The sequence below is a fragment of the Candidatus Krumholzibacteriota bacterium genome, from assembly GCA_016931295.1.
Taxonomy (GTDB): Bacteria; Krumholzibacteriota; Krumholzibacteriia; order Krumholzibacteriales; family Krumholzibacteriaceae; genus JAFGEZ01.
In genome coordinates this window covers 80,023-101,590 of record JAFGEZ010000035.1, presented here as the reverse complement: position 1 = coordinate 101,590, position 21,568 = coordinate 80,023, and the positions used below count along the sequence as shown (strand labels likewise).

The window sequence follows — 21,568 nt, the reverse complement described above, 5'->3', positions numbered from 1 at the left end:
CGATCCAAACGAGTTCCTCCACGCGCTGAAGACGGATCTCTTCGCGAACGAGATCTACGTGTTCACGCCGAAGGGAGAGCTCAAGCGGCTTCCGGCCGGGTCGACGCCGATCGATTTCGCCTACGCCGTCCATACGGACGTCGGCAGCCGGTGCGAGGCGGCCCGCGTCAACGGCAGGCTCGTTCCCCTCGATCATCGTCTCGGCAACGCCGACCGGGTGGAGATCCTGACTGGCGCCCGCGCGGAGCCGTCGGGGAAGTGGCTGGCGACGGTCCGCTCCTCCCGCGCGCGGCAGAAGATCCGCCAGTGGCTCCGCACGAGGACGCGGGAGCAGGAGGAATCCTCGGGCCGGGAGGCGCTCAAACGAGAGCTCCGGAGGCGGCGCATCGTCTTCCCGCGGGAAGAGCGACTCGGGCGGATCGCGGAGGAGACGGGACGCGACAGCGTCCGGAATCTCTACGCGGACATCGCCCGCGGGCGAGTCACGATCGCGTCGATCGTCGAACGTCTCGCCGGGGCGCCGCCCGATCGTGCGCCGGAGGAGATGGATGTCGAGCGACTCCGCGACATGGTGCGCCGCCCGGTCCGCGGTATCCGGATGGCGGGGATCGACAATATCCTCGTCTCGTTCGCCCGATGCTGCCAGCCCGTCCCCGGCGATCCGATCATCGGGATCGTCACGCGCGGGCGCGGCGTTTCGGTGCACCGGAGCAATTGCCCGAACGTCGAGGTCGTGCGAGAGCCGGGGCGTCTCGCCGAGGTCGAGTGGGACGTCGTGCCCGGCCAGCGGTTTCTCGTGTCGCTCGTCGTCAACGCCCGCGACAGAGAGGGCCTCGTCGCCGAGATCAGCCGCCGGGTGCAGGAACTGGGAACGGAGGTGCGCTCCGGGCGGTTCGAGATCCACGAGGGGGAATTCAGCCTCGTTCTCGTCGTGGCGATCGACGATCTCGGCCACCTGCAGCGCGTCGTGAGGGAGATCGAAGCGATCGACAGCGTGCTCAGCGTCACGCGGGCTGTCTAGAAGGGAGGGCCATGCGCACGGTCGTGCAGCGCGTCGCCGAAGCGTCCGTCGACGTCGACGGGCAGCGTGTTTCCTCGATCGGTCCGGGGATACTGCTGCTCGCCGCATTCCGGAAGGGCGATTCAAACGAGGAACTGGACTGGACGGCGAGGAAATGCCTCGAGCTCCGCATCTTCGAAGACGGCGAGGGCCGGATGAATCGATCCCTCCTTGACGTGGAAGGGGACGTTCTCGTAGTGTCCCAGTTCACGCTCTACGGGGACGTCCGCAGGGGAAAACGACCATCCTACACGGAAAGCGCGCCCGCGGAGGAAGCCCGAAGGCTCTACCGGCAATTCGTCGACATGCTCGGCGCCCACTGGCCCCGCGTGGCGGAGGGAGTCTTCCAGGCCCGCATGCGCGTGAGCCTCGTCAACGACGGGCCGGTCACGCTGATCGTCGAGCGGGACGCGCACGCGTGAGAAAGAGGAGGAGATGAACCCCTTCCTGTCGATGGACGTACAGCGATCCCTCGTGCTCGCGTCGGCTTCCCCGCGGCGCGGCGAGATACTCTCCCGACTCGGGTTCGAATTCGAGACGATCCCCTCGGCGGTCGACGAGAACGAGGTCTCGTGGGACGATCCGGTGCGCGCGGCGAGGCTCCTGGCCGAACTGAAGGCGGTCGACGTGCAGCGGATCCGTCCGAGGAAGACGATCATCGGGGCCGACACGATCGTGCTCCACGGCGGCGTGCCTCTCGGCAAGCCGGCCGATTCCGGCGAGGCGGCGGACATGCTCGCCCGTCTCTCCGGACAACGCCACGAGGTGATCACCGGCCTCGCGATCGTCGCCCCGCCCGACGTCAGGCTCGTCGACGCGGCGCGCACCGCCGTCTTCTTCCGGCCCCTGTCCGGGGAGGAGATCGCGCGCTACATCGATACGGCGGAGCCTTTCGACAAGGCGGGGGCGTACGCGATCCAGGGGCACGCGGCGGCGTTCGTCGAGCGCGTCGAGGGGGACTATCCGAACGTCGTCGGCCTGCCGGTCTCGCTGCTCTTCGCCATGTTCCGCGAGCTCGAGGCGCGGCGTTGATGGAGCGGTCGAACGAGGAGGACGGATGAAGGTCCACGAAGGAGAACACCGGTTCGAGACCGACGGCGACGGCACGATCGTCGATCTCACCCCGGCGGTCGCCGGCATACTCGCCGAGTCGCAGGTCACGACGGGGCAGCTGACCGTCTTCTGTCCGGGCTCCACGGGGGCGGTGACGACGATCGAATACGAACCGGGGCTCCTGCGCGATCTTCCCGCGCTCTTCGAACGTATCGCGCCCGAGGGGATCGGCTATCATCACGATGTCGCCTGGGGGGACGGCAACGGGTTCAGCCACGTGCGCGCCGCTTTCCTGGGGCCCTCGATGACCGTGCCCGTCTCCGGCGGGGAAATGACGCTCGGCACCTGGCAGCAGATCGTTTTCCTGGAATTCGACAACCGGCCGCGCAGCAGGCGCGTGACCGTGAGCGTGATCGGGGTCTGACATGGCATCGAGAGAACAGGACGGGAGGGCACGGGACGGCAGCCGCTTCGTCTTTCCGACGGTCGATTTCCGCGGCGGGAGGCTCCAAATCATCGACCAGACCCTGCTGCCCTCCGCGGAGGTGTCGATCGCTCCGGCGAGCCTCGACGATGTCGCGGAGGCGATACGGTCTCTCCGGGTCCGCGGCGCGCCGGCCATCGGGATCGCGGCCGCATACGGGATCCTGCTCGAGCTCGAGATCGCCTTCGAGACCGCGGGCGGGCGGGGGCGTCTCGACCGCCTCGACAGGCGGGAGGTGTCGCCGCCGGCTGGACTGGACGGCGAAACCCTCGCCGGTCGGCTCCTCGACGCCTGCAGCCTGCTCGCCGGCACGAGGCCGACGGCGGCGAACCTCTTCCGGGCGCTCGACCGCATGAGGGGCGTCGTCGAGGAAGCGGCGGGGGATGCGGTCCGGCTCTGCCGCGACCTTCCCGCCGAGGCGTTCGCGATCCACGAGGAGGAGCTCGAGGTCGAGTTCGAGATCGGAAGCCACGGGGCGCCGCTCGTCCGCGAGGGGGCGCGCGTCCTCACGCACTGCAACGCGGGAGGGCTCGCCACCGCCGGATACGGCACGGCCCTGGCCATACTCTACCGGGCGTGGGAAGACGGGCGCCGTTTCGAGGTGTTCGCCGACGAGACGCGGCCGCTCCTCCAGGGCTCGCGCATCACGGCCTGGGAATTGACGCGACGCGGCATCCCCGTCACCGTGCTCTGCGACGGGGCGGCGGCTTCGCTGTTCGACGCGGGCCGGATCGATCTGGTGGTAACCGGCGCGGACCGCATCGCCGCGAACGGCGACGTGGCGAACAAGGTGGGAACGCTCGGTGTCGCCGTCCTCTGCGCCCGGTACGGCGTGCCGTTCTACGTCGCCGCTCCCCTCTCGACCTTCGATCCGTCGGTCGGCTCCGGGGCGTCGATCCCGATCGAACAGCGTTCCCCGCAAGAGGTTGCGTTCTTCGGCGGCAAGAGGACGGCCCCGGAGGAAGCCGCCGTCTACAATCCCGCCTTCGACGTGACGCCGGCGGAGCTCGTCACGGCGATCGTCACCGAGCGGGGGCTGATCGAGCGGCCCGACAGGGCCGGCGTGGCGGCGTATCTCGCCGGGTGAGGGGGGCCGCGCCGGGCTCGCGAAACCGAAACGCCGGGGAGGACGAAACGGGGGGGCTCATCTTCCTTGACAACCCCCGGGAACGCGTGTATATTCAGACATTTGTACGAGGGATACGTCTGTCTGGAGGAGAAGGATGCAGAAGACAAGGGTGCTGAAACCCGGGGAGTTCACGAATGGCTGGTGCGTGGTCGACGCGGCCGGGAAGACGCTCGGGCGCCTCGCCTCGAACGTGGCCACCGTGCTCCGCGGCAAGGACAAGCCGGGATACGTGCCGTTCATGGATACCGGGGACTTCGTGATCGTGGTGAACGCGGACAAGATCCACGTCACGGGAAACAAGCGGGAAGACAAGACCTACTGGCGTCACACCGGGTATCCGGGCGGACTCCGCATCACGACGTACAAGGATGCCTTCGAGAAGGATCCCACCTTCGTGATCAAGCACGCCGTTCGCGGCATGCTCCCGCACAACCGGCTCGGAAGACGCCTCATCAAGAAGCTCAAGGTCTACGTCGGGCCGAAACACCCGCACGACGCCCAGCAGCCCCGCGAGCTCGATTTCTGAAGAGGCGAAGAACGGCAAGAAACGTTAGAACGCTGAAGGGAGGTGTACATTGGCGAAAGAGGTGTACCATTCGGTCGGCCGGCGGAAATCGGCGATCGCCCGCGTCTATCTGAGCGAGGGCAAGGGATCGATTACCGTCAACGGGGAGGATCTCGCCGGGTACATGAAGCGCGACAGTCTCACGTTGCTGGTCAAGCAGCCGCTCGAGGCGACGAGCAGCGTCGACAAGTACGACATCAAGGCGACGATCAACGGCGGCGGTATCGCCGGACAGGCCGGCGCGCTGCAGCTCGGCATCGCCCGCGCGATCCAGATGCACGACGAGACCCACCGCAAGGTCCTGAAGGCCCACGGATTCCTGACTCGCGATCCCCGCGAGAAGGAGCGCAAGAAGTACGGTCAGCCGGGCGCCAGGAAGAAGTTCCAGTTCTCGAAGCGCTAGGCGGCGGAATACGCACATCCCGGCCGGTGGCCCCCGGTGTCCCGGAGAAATGGGATTCGGGCCTGGATACGGCGGGGTGGAGGACAGAACCGAAGGAGGAATGCCACGTGGAAGTCCAGTTGACGGACCTGCTCGAGGCGGGCGCGCATTTCGGACACCAGACGAGACGCTGGAATCCGAAGATGAAGCCCTACATCTTCAAAGAGCAGAACGGCATCTACATCATCGATCTCCGCAAGACACTCGATCATCTCACAAAGGCCTACTCGTTCCTCACCGATCTGGCGGGCGAGGGGAAGACCGTGATCTTCGTCGGCACGAAGCGCCAGGCGAAGGAAAGCGTCCGCGAGGACGCCGAGCGGTGCGACATGTTCTACGTGAACGAACGGTGGCTCGGCGGCACGCTGACGAATTTCCGCACCATCAAGCAGTCGATGGACCGCCTCGACGATCTCGAGGCGATGGAAAAGGACGGGAGGATCGAGCAGTTCTCGAAGAAGGAGCGGCTCGACCTCGAAAAGCTGCACGGCAAGCTCCAGAAGGTGCTCGGCGGGATCAGGGGGATGACGAAGCCGCCTTCGTGTCTCATCGTCTTCGATACCAAGAAGGAGGCGATCGCGATCCGCGAGGCGCGCAAGCTCGGCATCCCGGTGATCGCGCTCGTCGACACAAACAGCGATCCGGACGACGCCGAATACCCGATACCGGCGAACGACGACGCGATCCGCTCGGTGAAGCTCTTCACCAGGATTCTCGCCGATGCGGTCATCGAGGGACGTTCCCGGTATCTCAAGAACAAGGATTTCCTCGACAAGAAGGAAAAGGACGCGGCAGGCGGCGGCAAGAAGCCGGGGCCCAAAGCTCCTCCCGCGGCGTCCGCGCCGCCCGTCGAGCCGAAGGACGGCGACAGGTAATTCGTATACCGGATGAAGATAGATAGAAGGAGACCCCGATGAGCATCACTCCGCAACTCGTCAAGGAGCTGCGCGACCGGACCGGCGCCGGCATGATGGACTGCAAGAAGGCCCTCATCGAGACGAACGGCGACATGGAGGCGGCGATCACCTACCTTCGCGAGAAGGGGATATCGCAGGCCGCGAAGCGGGCAGGCCGCGAGGCATCGGAAGGCTGCGTATTCACCTACGTCCATCCCGGCGACAAGCTGGCCGTCATGGTCGAGGTGAACTGCGAGACGGATTTCGTGGCCAGGACCGACGATTTCCGCGAACTGGGCAGGAATCTCTGCATGCAGGTCGCCGCGGCGAATCCCTCCGTGGTCCGGCGCGAGGAACTGTCCGCCGACATGGTCGCGAAGGAGCGCGAGATCTACGTCAACCAGGCCCGTGAAAGCGGAAAGCCCGAGAAGGTCATCGACAAAATAGTTGAAGGCAAACTCGGCAAGTTCTACCATGAGGTCGTTCTCCTCGAACAGCCGTACATCAAGGACGACAAGGAGAGCGTCGAGCAGGTGGTCAAGGCGGTCATCGGCAAGCTGGGTGAGAATATCGTCGTCAGGCGCTTCGCCCGGTTCCAGTTGGGGGAGGCTGCAAGCTGACGGGAGACGCGAGCGAAGATGACTGCGGTCGTGACATGACGTAGGGCGCAGGAGATCGTCTCTCTTGCGCCCGTTTTTACGGGGAGGCGCCGATGACGGAGCGTCCGAGACTGGGACGGGTGCTGCTCAAGGTCAGCGGGGAGATCCTCGGGGGCCAGGGCAGCGGTATCGAGCACGGGATGGTCGAAGCCTTCGCCGCCGAGCTCGAGGAAGCGAAGGAGACCGGGGCCGAGATCGCGGTCGTGATCGGGGGCGGGAACATCCTCCGCGGCGAGATGATGTGCCGCCAGGGGATCAAGAAGGTCGCCGCCGATTACATGGGCATGCTCGGGACGATCATCAACGCGCTCGCGCTCCAGTCGGCCCTCGAGGATCGCGGCGTCGACGCCAGGGTGATGACCGCCATCGTCATGGAGCACTTCGTCGAGCCGTACGTGTGGCGCAACGCGGTCAGGCATCTCGACGAGGGGCGGATCGTCATCTTCGCCGGCGGGACGGGGAACCCCTTCTTCACCACCGACACGGCCGCCGCCCTGCGCGCCTGCGAGACCGAGGCGGAGGCGCTTTTGAAGGGAACGAAGGTCGACGGAGTCTACACCGCCGACCCGATGACCGATCGGTCGGCCGAGCGGATCGGCGAGATGGGATACACCGACGTTCTCCGACGGGATCTGCGCGTCATGGACGCGACCGCCGTCGCGCTCTGCAGGGACAACCAGATCCCGGTCATCGTGTTCGACCTTTTCGAGAAGGGGAACCTCAGGAGGGTGATCGAGGGAGAGGCCCTCGGGACCATCATCAGGTAGGAGGACGACATGGACGTGGAGGAAATCTTCGTCGAAGCTGAAGATCACATGAAGAAGTCGATCGAGATGACCAGGACCGAGCTCATGTCGATACGGACGGGAAAGGCAACCCCGTCCCTTCTCGACACGATCAGAATCGACTACTACGGCTCGCCGGTCCCCCTGAAACAGGTCGCCAACATCGCCATCCCCGATCCGAAGCTCATCACGATCCAGCCGTACGAGAAGCCGCTCGTCGGCGAGATCGTCAAGACGATACAGTCCTCGAACCTCGGGCTGAATCCGCAGAGCGACGGCAACTTCATCCGCATCCCCCTGCCGCCCTTGACCGAGGAGCGGCGCAAGGAGCTCGTGAAGACCGTCAAGCAGCTCGTCGAGGATTCGAGGATCGCCGTGCGGAACGTCCGCCGGGACGCCAACGAGAAACTCAAGAAGATGGAAAAGGCGCACGAGCTCTCCGAGGACGAGCATCACCGGCGCGCCAAGGAGATACAGGATCTCACCGACAGTTCGATCGCCGAACTGGACGAGCTCGTCGTCGCGAAGGAAAAGGAGATCATGGAGTTTTGACGCTCCTTGGGGCCGGCGCCCGTTGACGATATGAATACGACCATTGAAAGGGAGATCGCCGAACTGTCCGCTCGCCCGGACCTGCCGGGGCACATCGCCGTCATCATGGACGGAAACGGACGGTGGGCCACGCAACGCAGGCTTCCCCGGATCGACGGCCACCGGGCCGGCAGGGAAGCGGTGCGCGCCGCCGTGCGGACCTGCGCCCGGCTGGGCGTCGGCGCCCTGTCGCTCTTCACCTTCTCGATAGAGAACTGGAAGCGTCCGCGCGCGGAGGTCGGTGCGCTCATGGCCTTCCTGCGGAACATCCTCGCCTCGGAATTCCTCGAGCTCGACGAGAACGACATCCGCCTGCGCGCTTCGGGAAGGCTCGACATGCTTCCGGCGTCCACGCGCGCGGCGCTCGACGAGACGATCGACAAGCTTTCCGACAACCGCGGCATGATCCTCAACCTCTGCCTGAGCTACAGCGGCCGGGCCGAGATCGTCGACGCGGTGAACCGCATCCTCGACGAAAAGCGGCGGGGCGCATCCGGGGCGGGGCCCGTCGACGAGGAGGCCTTCGCGAAACACCTCTACGCGCCGGACCTGCCCGACCCCGATCTGCTGATCCGGACGAGCGGCGAGTTCCGGATCAGCAATTTCTTTCTCTGGCAACTCGCCTACACCGAGATCGTCGTCCTCGACGTCCTGTGGCCCGATTTCCGGGAACCGCACCTTCTCGGCGCGATCCGCGACTATCTCGGCCGCGAGCGCCGGTACGGCGGCGTGAAGCCGCGGGGGAAGGAACGGTCGTGAGCAAAGAGAACAGGGTGCAAGGCGGTTCCCTCCTGTGGCGGATCATCGCGTCGGCGATCTTCATTCCCTGCCTCGTCATCATCGTCAGGCGGGGAGGGCTGTATTTCCTCGCCCTCATCGACCTGCTGATCCTCGTCGGGTTGTGGGAATTCTACCGGATGATGGAGGCGAAGGGGCTCCGCCCGTACAAGTGGATCGGTATCCTCTCCGGCCTCGCCCTCTCCTGGTACGTCTTCTTCCAGCAGGGCATCTACGCGAACTTCTTCCTCTCGGTCGTGTTCGTGGCGGTGACGACCCTCGAACTGGCTCGGAAGGAGAAGGGGCATGCCGTCTATCATATCTCGGTCACGATCTTCGGCGTCTTCTACGTGGCGTGGCTCGGGAGCCACCTCATCCTGCTGCGAGAACTGCCGCACGTCGAGGGCCTCGACTATCGTCTCGGGGCATCCTTCGTTTTCGTCGTCTTCATCTTGACCTGGTGCTACGACACCGGGGCCTACACCGTCGGCCGGCTGATCGGCAAACACCGGCTCCTTCCATCGATTTCCCCGAACAAGACGGTGGAGGGCGTCTTCGGCGGGCTCGCCTTCGCCATCGCCGGCATCCTCGTCGCGAGGATGTTCACGGCGGATTACCTCTCGGTCGCCCAGGGGATCCTCCTCGCCATCGTCTTCTCGGTGATCGGTCAGCTCGGGGATCTCGTCGAATCGATGATCAAGCGCGACGCGAAGATCAAGGATGCCTCGACGACGATACCCGGACACGGGGGAGCGCTGGACCGTTTCGACTCGCTTCTGTTCACGGCGCCGCTGATATACTATTTCTTCAGATACTTTATCCTCGACTAGGAGGCGGCCGGCGAAACGCCGGTCGCCCCGGAAACGGGCAGATGGCCAGGAAACGGATCCTGATTCTCGGATCGACAGGGTCGATCGGACGTTCGGCCGTGCAGATCGCCGAACGCGCCGGCGCGGAGATGGAGATCGTCGGCCTCGCCGCCGGGCGGAACGCGTCCGAGTTGCGGCGTCAGCTCGCCCTCTTCCCCGGCGCCCTGTTCACGATGGCCGGAACGGAGGCACTCGACGGGCTCGCCGGCGATCCGGAAACGGCGCCGCGCTTCCGCGGGGCGGGCGACGGGGCCCTAGGCGACCTTATCGGGGAGTGCCGGCCGGATCTCGTGCTGAACGCACTCGTCGGGATATCCGGCCTGGAGCCGACCGTCGCGGCCCTCGATGCGGGGTGCGACGTCGCCCTCGCGAACAAGGAGACCCTCGTGACGGCGGGGGGACTGGTCACCGCTCTCGCCGCGGAGCGGAAGGCGGCGATCATTCCGGTCGACAGCGAGCACTTCTCCCTGGCACGGTGCCTGCACGGCTACGAGGCGGATGTCGACGAGATCGTTTTGACCGCTTCGGGCGGACCCTTTCTCGGCAAAAGCCGTGACGAGCTCGGCGCCGTCTCGATCGGCGACGTGCTCGATCATCCGACATGGCGGATGGGACGGAAGGTGACGGTGGATTCGGCGACCCTCGTCAACAAGGGTCTCGAGGTGATCGAGGCGCACTGGCTCTTCGGTTTCCCCTACGACCGGATCTCCGTCGTCGTCCACCCGCAGTCGATCGTGCACGCGCTCGTCCGCCTGCGGGACGGATCGTTCATTGCTCATCTCGCGCCGCCCGACATGCGCCTGCCCATCCTCGGGGCGTTCCGCTATCCGGCGATCGTCGATTTCCCCTGGAAGAGCCTGGCGCTCGACGAGATCGGCCGGCTGGAATTCCTTCCCGTTCTGAAGGAGTATCCCGCCTTCGAGCTCACGCTCGAGACGGCCCGCGCGGGGGGGACGGCGCCGGCCGTGCTCAACGCGGCGGACGAAGTCGCCGTCGACGCCTTCCTGCGCGGGCGTATCGGATTCCTCGAGATCGTCGACTGGCTGGAGGAGGCTCTCGGGGCGCATCGAACCGCGGCGGTGAGAAAAATCGAGGATGTTCTCGCCGCCGATCGCTGGACACGGGATTTTCTTGCCGCCCGGCACGCGGGTGCCGTCACCGATTGATGGAGGTCACATGCTGCTCACGATCGTCGCCTTCCTGTTCGTCCTGGGCATCGTCGTATTCGTGCACGAGTTCGGCCATTTCATCGTCGCGAAGCTGAACGGCATCTACGTGATCACCTTCTCGTTCGGATTCGGCCCCAAACTGCTGCGAAAGCGCGTCGGAGAGACCGAATACGCGATCTCGGCCCTCCCCTTCGGCGGATACGTCAAGTTCGCCGGCGAGAATCCAGACGAGGAGAGCGAGCCCGAGGATGGCGTGCCCGATCTGCCCGAGCATCGGCTCTACCGGCACAAGCATCCTCTCGGGAAGATGAGCGTCGTCCTCGCCGGGCCGTTCATGAACGCCCTGCTCGCCGTCCTGATCTACGTCCTCGCGGGCTGGTTCTACGGCCTGTACGTCAATCCCGCGACGGTCGTCGGGGCGGTCGTCGATGGGTCGCCGGCGGCCGAGGCCGGATTCCTCCCGGGCGACGAGATCCTCGCCGTCAACGGCGAGACCTTCCGCTTCTGGGACGACATCCAGCGTTCCGTGATCTTCGAGACGGGCGTTCCGTCCTCCTTCCTCGTCCGGCGCGGCGGAAATGAACTGGCGCTCACCGCGACTCCCGTCCTCGACGACTCCTCGGGGTACTGGGATCTCGGCCTCCGGGCCCCCCTGCCGTCGAAGGTCGGCAACGTCAAGCGGGATGCCCCGGCGTGGAAGGCGGGGATGCGGGCCGGCGCGACGATACTCGCGATCAACGACACGACGGTGACGACCTACGCCGAACTCGAGGAGTGGATACACCCGCGCCCGGGCGTGCCGATGGCCTTCACGTGGGAACAGGCCGGGGTGGTTCGCACCGACACGATCGTGCCGGCGGGGATCGATGCCGCCTCGGAGGGAGAGAAACTCGACGTGGTGAAGGTGGGAGGGATCGGTATCGGGCCGCCGTACGAGCGGGTCAGGCTGCCCTTCCCCGACGCCTTCCGCCACGGCATGGCGTCGGTCACGGGGATGCTCCGCTCGATCGTCGATTTCCTCGTGAAGCTCGTCACCGGTCACGCGACCGTGCGGACGGTCGGCGGGCCGCTGCGCGTGGGCATCATGGCGGGCGACATGATCCGGTGGGGATTCGACTACCTCGTCTATTTCATCGCCTTCTTCTCGCTGAACCTGGCGATCTTCAACATGTTGCCGATCCTGCCCTTCGACGGGGGGCATTTCGTCATCTTCGCCGTGGAGTTCGCGACGGGGCGGCGAATGAATCAGCGGGTGCAGAACGTCATGGCGCAGGTGGGTTTCGTCATCCTGATCGCCCTGATCGCGTTCATCTTCGTGATGGATATCTTCAATCTCTTCGGCAGGTGAGCGAGCCGGCGGGAATCCGCCGGCGTCAGGAGCCGACCTCGATCTCGCGCCGCCGGTCCCTCCGGCGTTGCGTGAGTTCGGAGATCCGTTCGTAGACGGCGACCCAGCGGGCGGGATCCTTCTCGAGCCCGTCGAGGGCAGCGCGGATGCGTGCGGGATCGAACTCCGTCCTCAGCTCGTCCCACTTTTTCCCCTGCTCCTCAGGATTGTCTTGGAGATTCATTTCGATTTCGGTTATCTTCATGTAAAGAAGGACGATATATCGTTCGTCCTCCGTGAGCGTCGGCGAGGCGTCCTCTTCTGCAGGGCCGTGGCACGAGACCACGACGGCCGCGAAGGCCAGGATGAGAAGCGGGAGACATGCGGGATACGCTCGAACGTTCACGGGATCACCTCGTCGTCCGGTCCGGCCGGTGAGCGGTCGCGCCGGGCCGTTGTCCTGTGCCGGCGGCAGGATGCAACGGTACATCTCCGCGCGGGTGTTGTCAATCGCAATGCATCTCCGTATCATCGCATCCCGACGGCTCGTCCAGTTCGTCCTGGCGATCCTGCTCCTCTGCGGACCGGGCGAGACCGGCGCCGCGGATTTCGGCATCGAGCTTCCCACCGTCCGGCGCATCCTCATACTCGGCAACCGGTCCTTCGACGACGAGACCCTCAAGAAGCGGATGCGCACGAGGGAATCGCGTTTCTACCACATCTTCAGGAAGCCCCGGTACCGCCGGGATTTCCTCCGCCGCGACGTGCAGACGATCGCCGCCTTCTACGAGAAGAACGGGTTCTTCGATGCCCAGGTCTCGATCGAATCGGTCGAGCGGGACGAGAAGGACAACGAGGTGACGATCAGGATACTCGTCAACGAGGGGCCGCAGACGACGGTCCGTTCGCTTTCCTTCGAGGGATTCGATCTCGTGAGCCCGCGCAACGTGCGGAAGGACCTGCGTCTCATCGAGGGGGCGCCCTATAACCCGAATCTCCTCGAGAACGACCGGTACGCCATACTGCGCAAGCACTTCGAACTCGGATACCTCGGCGCGGTCGCGACCTGGGACGCGTCGGTCGATTCGACGGCCGTCGATATCGCCTGGTCGGTCGATTCGCAGGAGCCCGTGCGGATCGACGCAATCGCGGTCGGCGGCAACCGCAAGGTCAGGGAAGGGCTCATCACCCGGGAGCTGACCTTCGAACGGGGCGAGTTCTTTCGTCTCGGCGAGGTGCTGGAGTCCAAGCAGAACCTCTACAACACGGGGTATTTCACATCGGTGGAGATCGAACCGGTCGACCTCGACGTACGGGGCGGCACCGTCGACCTGAACCTGCAGGTGCGCGAGAGGAGGATGGGCTTCATCGAGACGGGATTCGGCGTCGGGAACGTTCAGGGAAGCCGTGTGTTCGCGGAGTGGGGCCAGCGCAACCTCCTCGGCAGCGGACTCGCGCTGAACGTCGAGAGTTCCTACGCGTTCCAGCTCTTTCCGGACAACCGGTTCTCCTTCGACGAGCTCGATCTCAGGAACAAGTTCCTCAGGCACGAGGGACAGTTGAACTTCCCGCACGTCCTCGGCACGTGGAACACCTTCTCCATCGGCGCGTCGTACGAGCGGGACGCGACGGTCGAGCCGGCGATCGTCAAGGCGACGAGCGCGACGGCGACGGTCTCGAGGCGGTTCTCGCGGCAGACGACGCTCCTGTGCAGCTACGTGTTCGAGCGGATCAGGAGGTTCGATGTCGTTGACGAGCGGGAGAGTTCCCGCCGCCGGTCCCTCGATCTCAACTTCACGCGGGACACGCGCGATTTCTATTTCAATCCCGCGAAGGGGAACTACGTCACTACGCAGGCGCGCTACAGCGGCGGGTTCCTCGGCGGGGACGACGAGTACTGGTCGCTCGTCGCCGCCTATCAGAGCTACCGGCGGCTCGCCGCCGGAACGGTTCTCGCGTGGCGTGTCCGCGCCGGGTACGCGGATCCCTTCGGGAAGAGCGAGGAGGGTGGGCTGCCGATCGAAAGCCGATTCTTCGCCGGGGGCGGCAACTCGGTACGGGGCTACAAGGAGAACTCGCTCGGTCCCCTGCGGGACGGAAACGAGCCGATGGGAGGAAGGATCCTGCTCCTCACGAACCTCGAACTGCGTTTCCCGATCCCCTGGCTCTCCCGGTACAATCTCGGGATGGCCGCCTTCCTCGACGGCGGGAACGTCTGGCGTTCCCTCGACGAGATCAGGATAGACCGGTTCGCCCCGTACGGCGACGAGAAGGAGAACGACGCGCTCGATTACCGGACGAGCGTCGGCTTCGGGTTCCGTCTCAACACGCCGGTCGGTCCCCTGCGGCTCGACGTGGGGTTTCCCATGAAGCGGACCCCCGAGATGGATTACGATTCGTGGGTGCACATCAGCCTCGGACAGATCTTCTGAGGAGCGGCGCGTGGTCAAGCGGCTGTTGAAATCGAGGCTCACCTCGGCGCTCGGGTTCCTCTCGGGTATCGTCGTCGCGTTCATCGCCTTCTTTCTCCTCTTCGTCCATACGGATTTCTTCGCCAGCACCGCGTCGCGCATGGTGTCGCGCTCCCTGCTCGGCGGCACGCCCTTCTCCCTGCGCTTCGAGCGCATCACGGGCAATCCCTTCCAGGGAGTGGAGTTCTCCGACGTGCTGGTCCGTTACGACGGCCCGGAATTCTCGTTCGACCTCTTGCGCATCGAGCGCATGGCCGTCCGCTACTCGCCGATGGACCTTCTCGGGGGCACGGCCCGGATCGAGTTCCTGGAGCTCGACAAACCGCACCTGTGGATAAAACCCGACTCGACCGGCGCGTGGATCCTGCCGGGCGGCGGAGGCGAGGGCGCCTCCTTCGCCGTCGACGCCTTCGTCATCCGCGGAGGGCAGGCGATCGTGCAGGAGCAGAACCGGGCGCACGTGCTGCGAGGCATCGAGACCGCCGGGCGCCTTCGCGCCGGTCCGGACAGCATCGTCGCGCATTTCGACGGGGGATCCGGGCAGGACCTGGCGGGGATCGTGTCAGTACGGTCGCTCAGCGGCGGGATCGCCCTCGTCGGCGGGGGGGAGGGGCGCGGCAGCCGCATCCTTCTCGACAATCTCCGGGTCGATCTCGAGGAGTCCTCCTTCCTGCTCGAGGGCACGGTCGATCTCGACCCGGTGCGTTTCGACGCACGGATCGACGCGGAGCCGATCGACATCGAGGAGATCGCCCTCGCCCTGCGGATGGAGACGGGGCACTTCGGGGAACTCCAGGGCAGCCTTCTCGTGCGGGGCCGGCCGGACAGCATCCGGGTCGCCGGGACGCTCAACGGTATCCTCTCGGGGTTCGCCCTCGACGAACTCGATCTGGACGTCGTCGTCGTGCCCGGGATGGTCGATATCCTGTCCTGCGACGGGGTGCTGAACGGCGCCGGGATAGCCGGAAAGGGCGTTTTCCTGAGAAGTGCCCCCGGCACGCTCGATCTCGATCTCGACGTGGAGAACCTGGATCTCTCTGCCGGGTTCGTCCGCGATACCGAGCTTCCCGAGACCTCCTTCAACGGCCGCGCGCTCATCCGGTACGAGACGGAGACCGGAAACATCGCCTTCTCCTTCGGGCTCGGCCCCGGGCATTTCCGGGGACTTCCCTTCGATGAGGGCGTCTTTCTCGGTTCGTGGGCGCGGGACACGCTCTTCGCCGACCGGTTCGAGATGGTCGGACCGGGACACCGGATCGGCGCCCACGGATCGATCGCGGGCGGCGATTCGGTCCGGCTCTTCATCGACGTCGAAGCAACCCGGGAAGACACCGTCTTCGGGTATTTCGGCATCGAGGAGTACCGCGCCGACGTGCGCCTGAACGGTCTCTGGGAAGGTCCGCTGGATTCGTGGCGGCTCCTGATGAACGGCACCTGCAGGAACCTCGCCTACAAGGGGGCGACGATCCACGCGGGCACGCTCAAGCTCGCCGTGGAGAAAAGGGATTCCTACAGGGTGCTCTTCGACGTCGCCGGGGATTCGCTCGCGATCGGCGATCTCGAATTCGACGGATACGATCTCTCTCTCGACTACTACCATGACGTGACGACCGTCAAGCGCCTCTACCTGCGCAGAAGGGGCGTCGAGAGCGATATCAGGGGGGAGGTGACCGGGCGCGGGTCCGACGACGAGATCCGTTTCCGCGACGTCTCGCTGCACGCGCTGGACGAGAGCTGGACGAGCGGCGGCCGGTTTCTCGTGACGGTCACCGACACCTCGATGGTCTTCGACGATCTCCAGCTGCACTCGAAGCTCGGCGCGATCTACGCCGACGGGGTCCTCGATCTCCGGACTCGCGGTCTCGACGGCGAGATCTTTTTCGAGCGGTTCGGAATGTCCCTCCTCGACCGGGCGGGGATCCTCGATACGCCGATCGACGGCCGCGCCCGCGGAGAAATCTGGCTGCGCGGCAGCCTCGACCGGCCGGACGTCGCATTCGACGTGCGCGTCGAGGGCGGAACGATCGACACCGTCGAGGTGGACGAGGCGCGTCTCGTCGGCAGGTTCTCCGGGAACACGCTCCGTCTCGACACCCTCGCCGTCATTTCACTCTCCGGCGGGTTGTCGGCCCGCGGAACGATCGAGGGACTCGGCAGGGACGGGGAGGGCGGATGGAACGTCGGCAGCGCCGTTGCCGATCTCGAGGTCGGTTGCGAGGATCTCGAGCTGCGACCCCTTCTCGCGCTGGCTCCGGCTCTTCCCGTCAAGAGCGGTGTTTTCACGGGACGGGCCACCATCGTCGATTCGTTGCTGCATCCCCGCATCCGACTCGTCGGAGGGGTCCGACTCCTCGAGATATCCTCCCTCGTGGTCCCGGAGGTCGAACTCGAGGTGCACATCGAGGAGGGGCGTCTGGCCTTCGGCGGGACGATCGCCCTCGGGGCGGGCGGGGGCTCGTTCGACGGGACGATCCCCCTTCGGCGCCTCGAACGGTTCTACGCCGTCGACGCGGACCGGTCCATGGCGCTCGAACTCTTCTTCGACGACGGGCGACTCGGCACCCTGATCGGCGTGACCGATCTTCTCGCCGAGGCCTCGGGACGATTCTCCGTCGGGTTGCGGATCGGGGGATCGCCGGACGATCCGGTGATCGTCGGCGAGATGTCGCTGCACGACGCCTTTTTCCGCCTCGCCGGCATGGAGGAACGGTTCGCCGGGGTGAACGCGCGCGTGTCCTTGAGCGATTCGACGGTGACCGTCCACCGTCTCGACGGGCGGGAGGGGCAGAAGGGCCGGTTCGACGGGCGCGGGACGATCACGCTCCACGGGTGGCGTCCGCACCGGTACGACCTGACGGTCGATCTCGAGGAGTTCCTCGTGGCGAGCTTCCCCGACGTCATCGCCCTGGTCTCGGGCAGGATCGAGCTCGGATCGTCCATGCTCGGGGAGCGGATGGTTCCGCGCCTGACGGGCGATCTCGTCGTCAACAGCGCCGAGGTCTACTACGATCTCGGGGAACTCGGCGGAGACGGCGGCGTGACGGAGATCGCCTCCTCGTGGATCGCGGAGGTCGATCTCGACATCCGGGGAAATACCTGGCTGCGAAGCGACGACGCGAACGTCGAGCTCGAGGGGGAAGTCACGGTACATCACGACAGGCGCGGCACCTACCTGCGGGGCGAGCTCCAGCTCGTGCGCGGATACTACAACGTGTACAACAACAAGTTCCAGGTCACCTCGGGCACGCTCAGGTTCGTTCACGCGGCGAGCTTCCGGCCGGTCGTGAACATCGAGGCGGAGACGCGCGATCCGGAGGGGCGCAGGATCTATCTCGTCCTTTCCTGGCTCCAGGACGACGTCGAACCCATTCTCACCCTCACGCACGAGGACCCGGGGTACAGCGAGACGGATATCTGGAAGATGCTCGGCGGCGGCGTCGTCGAATCGGGCGGCGGGGAAGGAGCGAGCTGGGACGCGCTCTCGACGGCGCAGAATCTCGCCGCGAACTACATAGAGCGCATCCTCAACTCGCAGATGGAGGGGGTGACGATCGAGGTCGAGTCGCGCGGCACGGCCGGGTCGGACGGCATGGCCGAACAGGAGACGATGGTCGCGATCGGCAAGTACCTCTCCGAGGGGCTCTACGTCAAGTACAAGCAGGGGCTCTCCATATCGACGGCGCGGCAGATCGAGGTGGAGTACCGCATCAGCAAGCGGATACTCCTCCGTTCGGAGATCATCAGGCACTCGGAGAAGGTCCTCCCCGGCCAGAGCCGCAGGAGCTCGGACGAGGTCAATCTCGACATCAAGCTCCGCTGGGAGTTCTAGCGGCCCCGGGGGTTTGAACGAGGCCTTCCATCCCCGAAAACCCTTGCCGGGCCGGCCGGAGCGGGCCTATCTTTGAGACGGGCACGGATCGCCCGGAAGAGGGATGCACATGGGATCGACACGACGAATCGCCGCCGCCGCGGTCCTGGCGGTCGCGCTCCTTGCGCCTGCTCCCCGGGAGGCGAACGGCCAGGCGTGGTGGTTCGGCAAGAACAAGGTGCAGTACAAGGAATTCGACTGGCGGATCCTCCGTACGCCCCATTTCGACATCCATTTCTCCGAGGGATACCGTGACCTCGCGTCCCGCGCCGCCGTGATCCTCGAGGACGGCTACATCGGGCTCGCCGAGGATTTCGAACACAACATATCCTGGCGCATTCCCGTGATCCTCTACGGGAGCCACGCCGACTTCCAGCAGACCAACGTCACCTGGGAGCTCCTGCCCGAGGGGGTGCAGGCCTTCGCCGAGCCCCTCCGCAAGCGGATCGTCCTGCATTTCGGGGGCGATTACGCCGACTTCGCGCACACGGCGGTGCACGAGCTCATCCATATCTTCGAATTCGACATCATCTACGGGTCCCTCCTCAAGTCCGTCTTCTCCCGCGGTCTCCTCTTCCGGATCCCGCTCTGGTTCGCCGAGGGGATCTCCGAGTTCTACTCGGCCGGCTACGACGAGGAAGTCGAGATGTACATGCGGGACGCGACCGTCTTCGACTACCTTCCGTACAACCTCGATTACGCGTCCGGGTACATGAACTACAAGGCGGGGCAGTCGGCGATACATTACATCGCAGAGACGTACGGGCTGCGGAAGGTCAAGGAGATCATGGAGCATCTCCGGTATCAGCGCTCGATGGAGCTGGCCCTGCGGAACACGATCGGCATCGGCACGGAGCAGCTCACGAAGGACTGGAAGAAGAGTTTGCGGCGGCTTTACTGGCCGCTCTACGCCGACAAGAAGGAGCCCGAGGAGTTCGGCCGCAGGCTCACCGACCATATAAAGCATCATCATTTCATGAACACGAAGCCGGCCTTCTCGCCCGACGGGGACTGGATCGTCTACTACTCCGACCGCAAGGGGCTCGACGCGATCTACCTCATGAACGCGCTCACCGGCAAGGTCGAGAAACGCCTCCTGCAGGCGCAGATGTCGACGCAGTTCGAGTCGATCAAGTCGATGCGGTCCCTGCTCTCCTTCAGTCCCGACGGCGGGTCGATCGCGTTCGTCGCGAAGTCGAATGGACGGGACAAACTCTTCGTGCTCAGCGTGCCCGGCGGCGATATCACCGACGAGATCGCGCTTCCGATCGACTTCTTCCACAGCCCCGCCTGGTCGCCCGACGGCGGGCGCATCGCCGTCGTCGGCACCGACCACGGACAGACCGACATCTACGTGTACGACATCGGCGCCGGCACGCTCAGGCAGGTCACCGACGACGTGGAGGACGAGAAGGAACCGCGATGGTTCCCCGGCGGCGACAGAATCGCGTACACGCGCGTCAGGCGGACGGCCGTCGACCCGGTCTTTCTTCCCGACAGTCTCGGGATCGAACGCATCGCGAACATCGATTTCTTCGCCCCGGAGAACGTCGAGCATTCGAGCGGGGACATCTGGAGCGTCGATGTCGCGACGGGGAGCACGCGGGAGCTCATAGCGACGTCCGGCGACGATCGATCGCCAATCGTCCTTCCGGGAGGAGAGGAGATCATCTTCGTCTCCGACGAGGAGGGGATTCTCAACCTCTACCGCGGCTCCTTGCGGTTCGGCAGCTACTACCGCTTCACCGACGTCCTCGGCGGCATCCAGCAGGCCGATTACTCGCACGAAAAGGATCGGCTCGTATTCTCCGCCTTCTCCTACGCCGGGTACGATCTCTTCATGATGGACAGCTTCTCCGACAAGTCGAAGGAATCCTGGTCGACGGGAAATTCGATCGTCGCTTCCGGAACGGAGGACGAGGAGACGGCGGCTTCGTTCTCCCCTCGTTCCGGCCCGGACGCCGCGCCGGAAACGGGCGACGTGGACGTCGCGCGGGCCGTCCCGGATAACGACGGGGTGCCCGGTTCGCCCGACACGGCGGTTGTCGCGGAACCCGACACCGTCTCATGGCCGAGCGTCCCGGGTCCCGGCGCGGTCGACGAACGGATCGCGAAGCGGCTGCGGTTCACCGGCGTCGTGAGGGGCGGCCTGCCGTTCGATCCGCCGGACGCGCCGGGCGATCGAAGGATTTGGCCGGCCGTCTCGGTCGACGAGGACAGCGAAAAAGACATCGATCCCGACACGCTCGAGGCGATCCGAGAGCGGATGCGGTCGCAGGTGGGCACGGTCCAGCCCTACCATCTCAAGTTCAAACCGGATTACATCGGCAACGGCATGGGGCTCTTCTTCTCCACGGGGTACGGCTTCGGTTTGATGAACCAGATCGCCTTCAGCGATCTCATGGGCGATCACCACATCTACGTGGCGTTCAATATCTACCGGTCGCTCGAGGACAGCGACATGATGCTCGCCTACCATTATCTCCGGAAACGGATCGATTATTCCTTCGGCATCTTCCAGTTCAAGAACTACCTGAACTCGCGCATCTCGTCGATCGGCGAGACCTTCTACGATTACCGGTACTTCACCGAACGGAACTACGGCGCGTTCGGATCGGCGAGCTTCCCCTTCTCGACGTTCACCCGGCTCGATCTCGAGCTGCAGGCCTACATCAGCGAAAGGGAGTTCTTCGACTACTACGCGTACGATCCGTCATCCGTCTCGGGATACGTCTACGTACCCGGGGAGAAATCGACGAGACGCCTGGTCCAGCCCGCGCTGACGCTCGTCCACGATTCGGCGTACTTCGGTTCCTTCGGGCCGGTGATCGGGACGCGGTACATGCTGAGCGTCTCCCGCGGCCTCTCCTTCTCCGGCGACGACGTGTCGCGGACGACCGCATTCGCCGATTACCGGAAGTACCTGCCCCTCTTCTACCGCAACTATCTCGCCTTCCGCGCGATCGGCTCGGTCTCGACCGGCGAGGACCGGCGCTTCTTCTTCCTCGGCGGCCCCCTGACGATGCGCGGGTACGACTATCTCCAGTTCCAGGGTCCCCGCATGATGCTTTTCAACCTCGAATACCGCTACCCGCTGATCGACGCCCTCGTGTTCGGATGGCCGGCGCAGTGGGCCCTCACGAACGTCGGGGGGACGCTCTTCCTCGATTCGGGCGCCGTCTGGGGCGAGGGGAGGTACGTGGAGCCGCTCCCGTCCGGCATCGAGCCGACGACGATCAACGACATCGATTTCTACAGCGATTTCGGCATCGGGCTCTACATGCGGCTGGGCTGGCTGATCATGAACTTCCAGTTCGGCTGGCCGACCGATTTCAACCGGACAGGCGGGTCGGTCTTCCACTTCTACCTGGGGCCGCAGTTCTGACGGCGTCAATCGATCCGTCATCGGCTTTCACGGGAGGG

19 protein-coding genes are annotated in these 21,568 nt (G+C 65.2%); 18 read left to right on the top strand and 1 reads right to left on the bottom strand.

What is annotated here, in order from left to right; translation table 11 throughout:
• The 15 genes from JW876_09540 to rseP form a co-directional block, all read left to right on the top strand.
• On the top strand, positions 1-1,021 hold a 1,021-nt coding region (locus tag JW876_09540), incomplete at its 5' end, for a bifunctional (p)ppGpp synthetase/guanosine-3',5'-bis(diphosphate) 3'-pyrophosphohydrolase (protein MBN1885747.1).
• An 11-nt stretch (positions 1,022-1,032) separates the two neighbouring features.
• Positions 1,033-1,482 (top strand): D-tyrosyl-tRNA(Tyr) deacylase, encoded by a 450-nt coding sequence (locus JW876_09535; protein ID MBN1885746.1) that lies wholly within the window; start codon positions 1,033-1,035, stop codon positions 1,480-1,482.
• A gap of 31 nt (positions 1,483-1,513) precedes the next feature.
• Positions 1,514-2,092 carry a septum formation protein Maf gene (gene maf / locus JW876_09530; protein ID MBN1885745.1) on the top strand — a complete coding sequence of 193 codons (579 nt, stop codon included), beginning with the start codon at positions 1,514-1,516 and terminating at the stop codon, positions 2,090-2,092.
• A 25-nt stretch (positions 2,093-2,117) separates the two neighbouring features.
• The gene (locus JW876_09525; GenBank protein MBN1885744.1) at positions 2,118-2,537 is read left to right on the top strand and encodes a YjbQ family protein; all 420 of its coding nucleotides are present in this window, start codon (positions 2,118-2,120) and stop codon (positions 2,535-2,537) included.
• A gap of 1 nt (position 2,538) precedes the next feature.
• On the top strand, positions 2,539-3,684 hold the full coding sequence (gene mtnA, locus JW876_09520; GenBank protein ID MBN1885743.1) for an S-methyl-5-thioribose-1-phosphate isomerase: 1,146 nt from the start codon (positions 2,539-2,541) through the stop codon (positions 3,682-3,684).
• A gap of 136 nt (positions 3,685-3,820) precedes the next feature.
• Positions 3,821-4,252, top strand: a complete 432-nt coding sequence (gene rplM / locus JW876_09515) for a 50S ribosomal protein L13 (GenBank protein MBN1885742.1) — start codon at positions 3,821-3,823, stop codon at positions 4,250-4,252.
• A gap of 49 nt (positions 4,253-4,301) precedes the next feature.
• A complete protein-coding gene (gene rpsI / locus JW876_09510; protein ID MBN1885741.1) occupies positions 4,302-4,694 on the top strand; it encodes a 30S ribosomal protein S9 in 393 nt (130 codons plus the stop codon).
• A 107-nt stretch (positions 4,695-4,801) separates the two neighbouring features.
• A complete protein-coding gene (gene rpsB / locus JW876_09505; protein MBN1885740.1) occupies positions 4,802-5,608 on the top strand; it encodes a 30S ribosomal protein S2 in 807 nt (268 codons plus the stop codon).
• 38 nt (positions 5,609-5,646) lie between these two features.
• Positions 5,647-6,249 carry a translation elongation factor Ts gene (gene tsf, locus JW876_09500; GenBank protein MBN1885739.1) on the top strand — a complete coding sequence of 201 codons (603 nt, stop codon included), beginning with the start codon at positions 5,647-5,649 and terminating at the stop codon, positions 6,247-6,249.
• Positions 6,250-6,341: 92 nt separating this feature from the next.
• Positions 6,342-7,055: a UMP kinase gene (locus JW876_09495; protein MBN1885738.1), complete on the top strand. Its 714-nt coding sequence runs from the start codon at positions 6,342-6,344 to the stop codon at positions 7,053-7,055.
• Between the two features lie 9 nt (positions 7,056-7,064).
• Positions 7,065-7,625, top strand: a complete 561-nt coding sequence (gene frr / locus JW876_09490) for a ribosome recycling factor (protein MBN1885737.1) — start codon at positions 7,065-7,067, stop codon at positions 7,623-7,625.
• A gap of 30 nt (positions 7,626-7,655) precedes the next feature.
• Positions 7,656-8,423, top strand: a complete 768-nt coding sequence (uppS, locus tag JW876_09485) for a di-trans,poly-cis-decaprenylcistransferase (GenBank protein ID MBN1885736.1) — start codon at positions 7,656-7,658, stop codon at positions 8,421-8,423.
• On the top strand, positions 8,420-9,271 hold the full coding sequence (locus JW876_09480) for a phosphatidate cytidylyltransferase (protein ID MBN1885735.1): 852 nt from the start codon (positions 8,420-8,422) through the stop codon (positions 9,269-9,271). Before uppS ends, JW876_09480 begins: the two co-directional genes overlap by 4 nt.
• A 41-nt stretch (positions 9,272-9,312) precedes the next feature.
• On the top strand, positions 9,313-10,476 hold the full coding sequence (locus tag JW876_09475; protein MBN1885734.1) for a 1-deoxy-D-xylulose-5-phosphate reductoisomerase: 1,164 nt from the start codon (positions 9,313-9,315) through the stop codon (positions 10,474-10,476).
• A 10-nt stretch (positions 10,477-10,486) separates the two neighbouring features.
• Positions 10,487-11,827 (top strand): RIP metalloprotease RseP, encoded by a 1,341-nt coding sequence (gene rseP / locus JW876_09470; protein MBN1885733.1) that lies wholly within the window; start codon positions 10,487-10,489, stop codon positions 11,825-11,827.
• 25 nt (positions 11,828-11,852) lie between these two features.
• On the opposite strand, the gene JW876_09465 is transcribed toward rseP, so the two are convergent.
• Positions 11,853-12,212 carry a hypothetical protein gene (locus JW876_09465; GenBank protein ID MBN1885732.1) on the bottom strand — a complete coding sequence of 120 codons (360 nt, stop codon included), beginning with the start codon at positions 12,210-12,212 and terminating at the stop codon, positions 11,853-11,855.
• Between the two features lie 109 nt (positions 12,213-12,321).
• On the opposite strand from JW876_09465, the gene bamA reads away from it, so the two are divergent.
• The 3 genes from bamA (at position 12,322) to JW876_09450 (ending at position 21,530) form a co-directional block, all read left to right on the top strand.
• Positions 12,322-14,238 carry an outer membrane protein assembly factor BamA gene (gene bamA, locus JW876_09460; GenBank protein ID MBN1885731.1) on the top strand — a complete coding sequence of 639 codons (1,917 nt, stop codon included), beginning with the start codon at positions 12,322-12,324 and terminating at the stop codon, positions 14,236-14,238.
• 10 nt (positions 14,239-14,248) lie between these two features.
• Complete coding sequence (locus JW876_09455; protein MBN1885730.1) at positions 14,249-18,106, top strand: translocation/assembly module TamB domain-containing protein; 3,858 nt, start codon at positions 14,249-14,251, stop codon at positions 18,104-18,106.
• A 109-nt stretch (positions 18,107-18,215) separates the two neighbouring features.
• Positions 18,216-21,530 (top strand): PD40 domain-containing protein, encoded by a 3,315-nt coding sequence (locus JW876_09450; protein ID MBN1885729.1) that lies wholly within the window; start codon positions 18,216-18,218, stop codon positions 21,528-21,530.
• Positions 21,531-21,568: the final 38 nt, after the last annotated feature.

Bases quoted from the DNA above. Each gene is read 5' to 3' on its own strand.
- bamA (MBN1885731.1), top strand. From the start codon at position 12,322: ATGCATCTCCGTATCATCGCATCCCGACGGCTCGTCCAGTTCGTCCTG.
- JW876_09450 (MBN1885729.1), top strand. From the start codon at position 18,216: ATGGGATCGACACGACGAATCGCCGCCGCCGCGGTCCTGGCGGTCGCG.
- frr (MBN1885737.1), top strand. From the start codon at position 7,065: ATGGACGTGGAGGAAATCTTCGTCGAAGCTGAAGATCACATGAAGAAG.
- rseP (MBN1885733.1), top strand. From the start codon at position 10,487: ATGCTGCTCACGATCGTCGCCTTCCTGTTCGTCCTGGGCATCGTCGTA.
- rplM (MBN1885742.1), top strand. From the start codon at position 3,821: ATGCAGAAGACAAGGGTGCTGAAACCCGGGGAGTTCACGAATGGCTGG.
- JW876_09495 (MBN1885738.1), top strand. From the start codon at position 6,342: ATGACGGAGCGTCCGAGACTGGGACGGGTGCTGCTCAAGGTCAGCGGG.
- maf (MBN1885745.1), top strand. From the start codon at position 1,514: ATGGACGTACAGCGATCCCTCGTGCTCGCGTCGGCTTCCCCGCGGCGC.
- mtnA (MBN1885743.1), top strand. From the start codon at position 2,539: ATGGCATCGAGAGAACAGGACGGGAGGGCACGGGACGGCAGCCGCTTC.
- JW876_09525 (MBN1885744.1), top strand. From the start codon at position 2,118: ATGAAGGTCCACGAAGGAGAACACCGGTTCGAGACCGACGGCGACGGC.
- JW876_09475 (MBN1885734.1), top strand. From the start codon at position 9,313: ATGGCCAGGAAACGGATCCTGATTCTCGGATCGACAGGGTCGATCGGA.
- tsf (MBN1885739.1), top strand. From the start codon at position 5,647: ATGAGCATCACTCCGCAACTCGTCAAGGAGCTGCGCGACCGGACCGGC.
- JW876_09535 (MBN1885746.1), top strand. From the start codon at position 1,033: ATGCGCACGGTCGTGCAGCGCGTCGCCGAAGCGTCCGTCGACGTCGAC.
- uppS (MBN1885736.1), top strand. From the start codon at position 7,656: ATGAATACGACCATTGAAAGGGAGATCGCCGAACTGTCCGCTCGCCCG.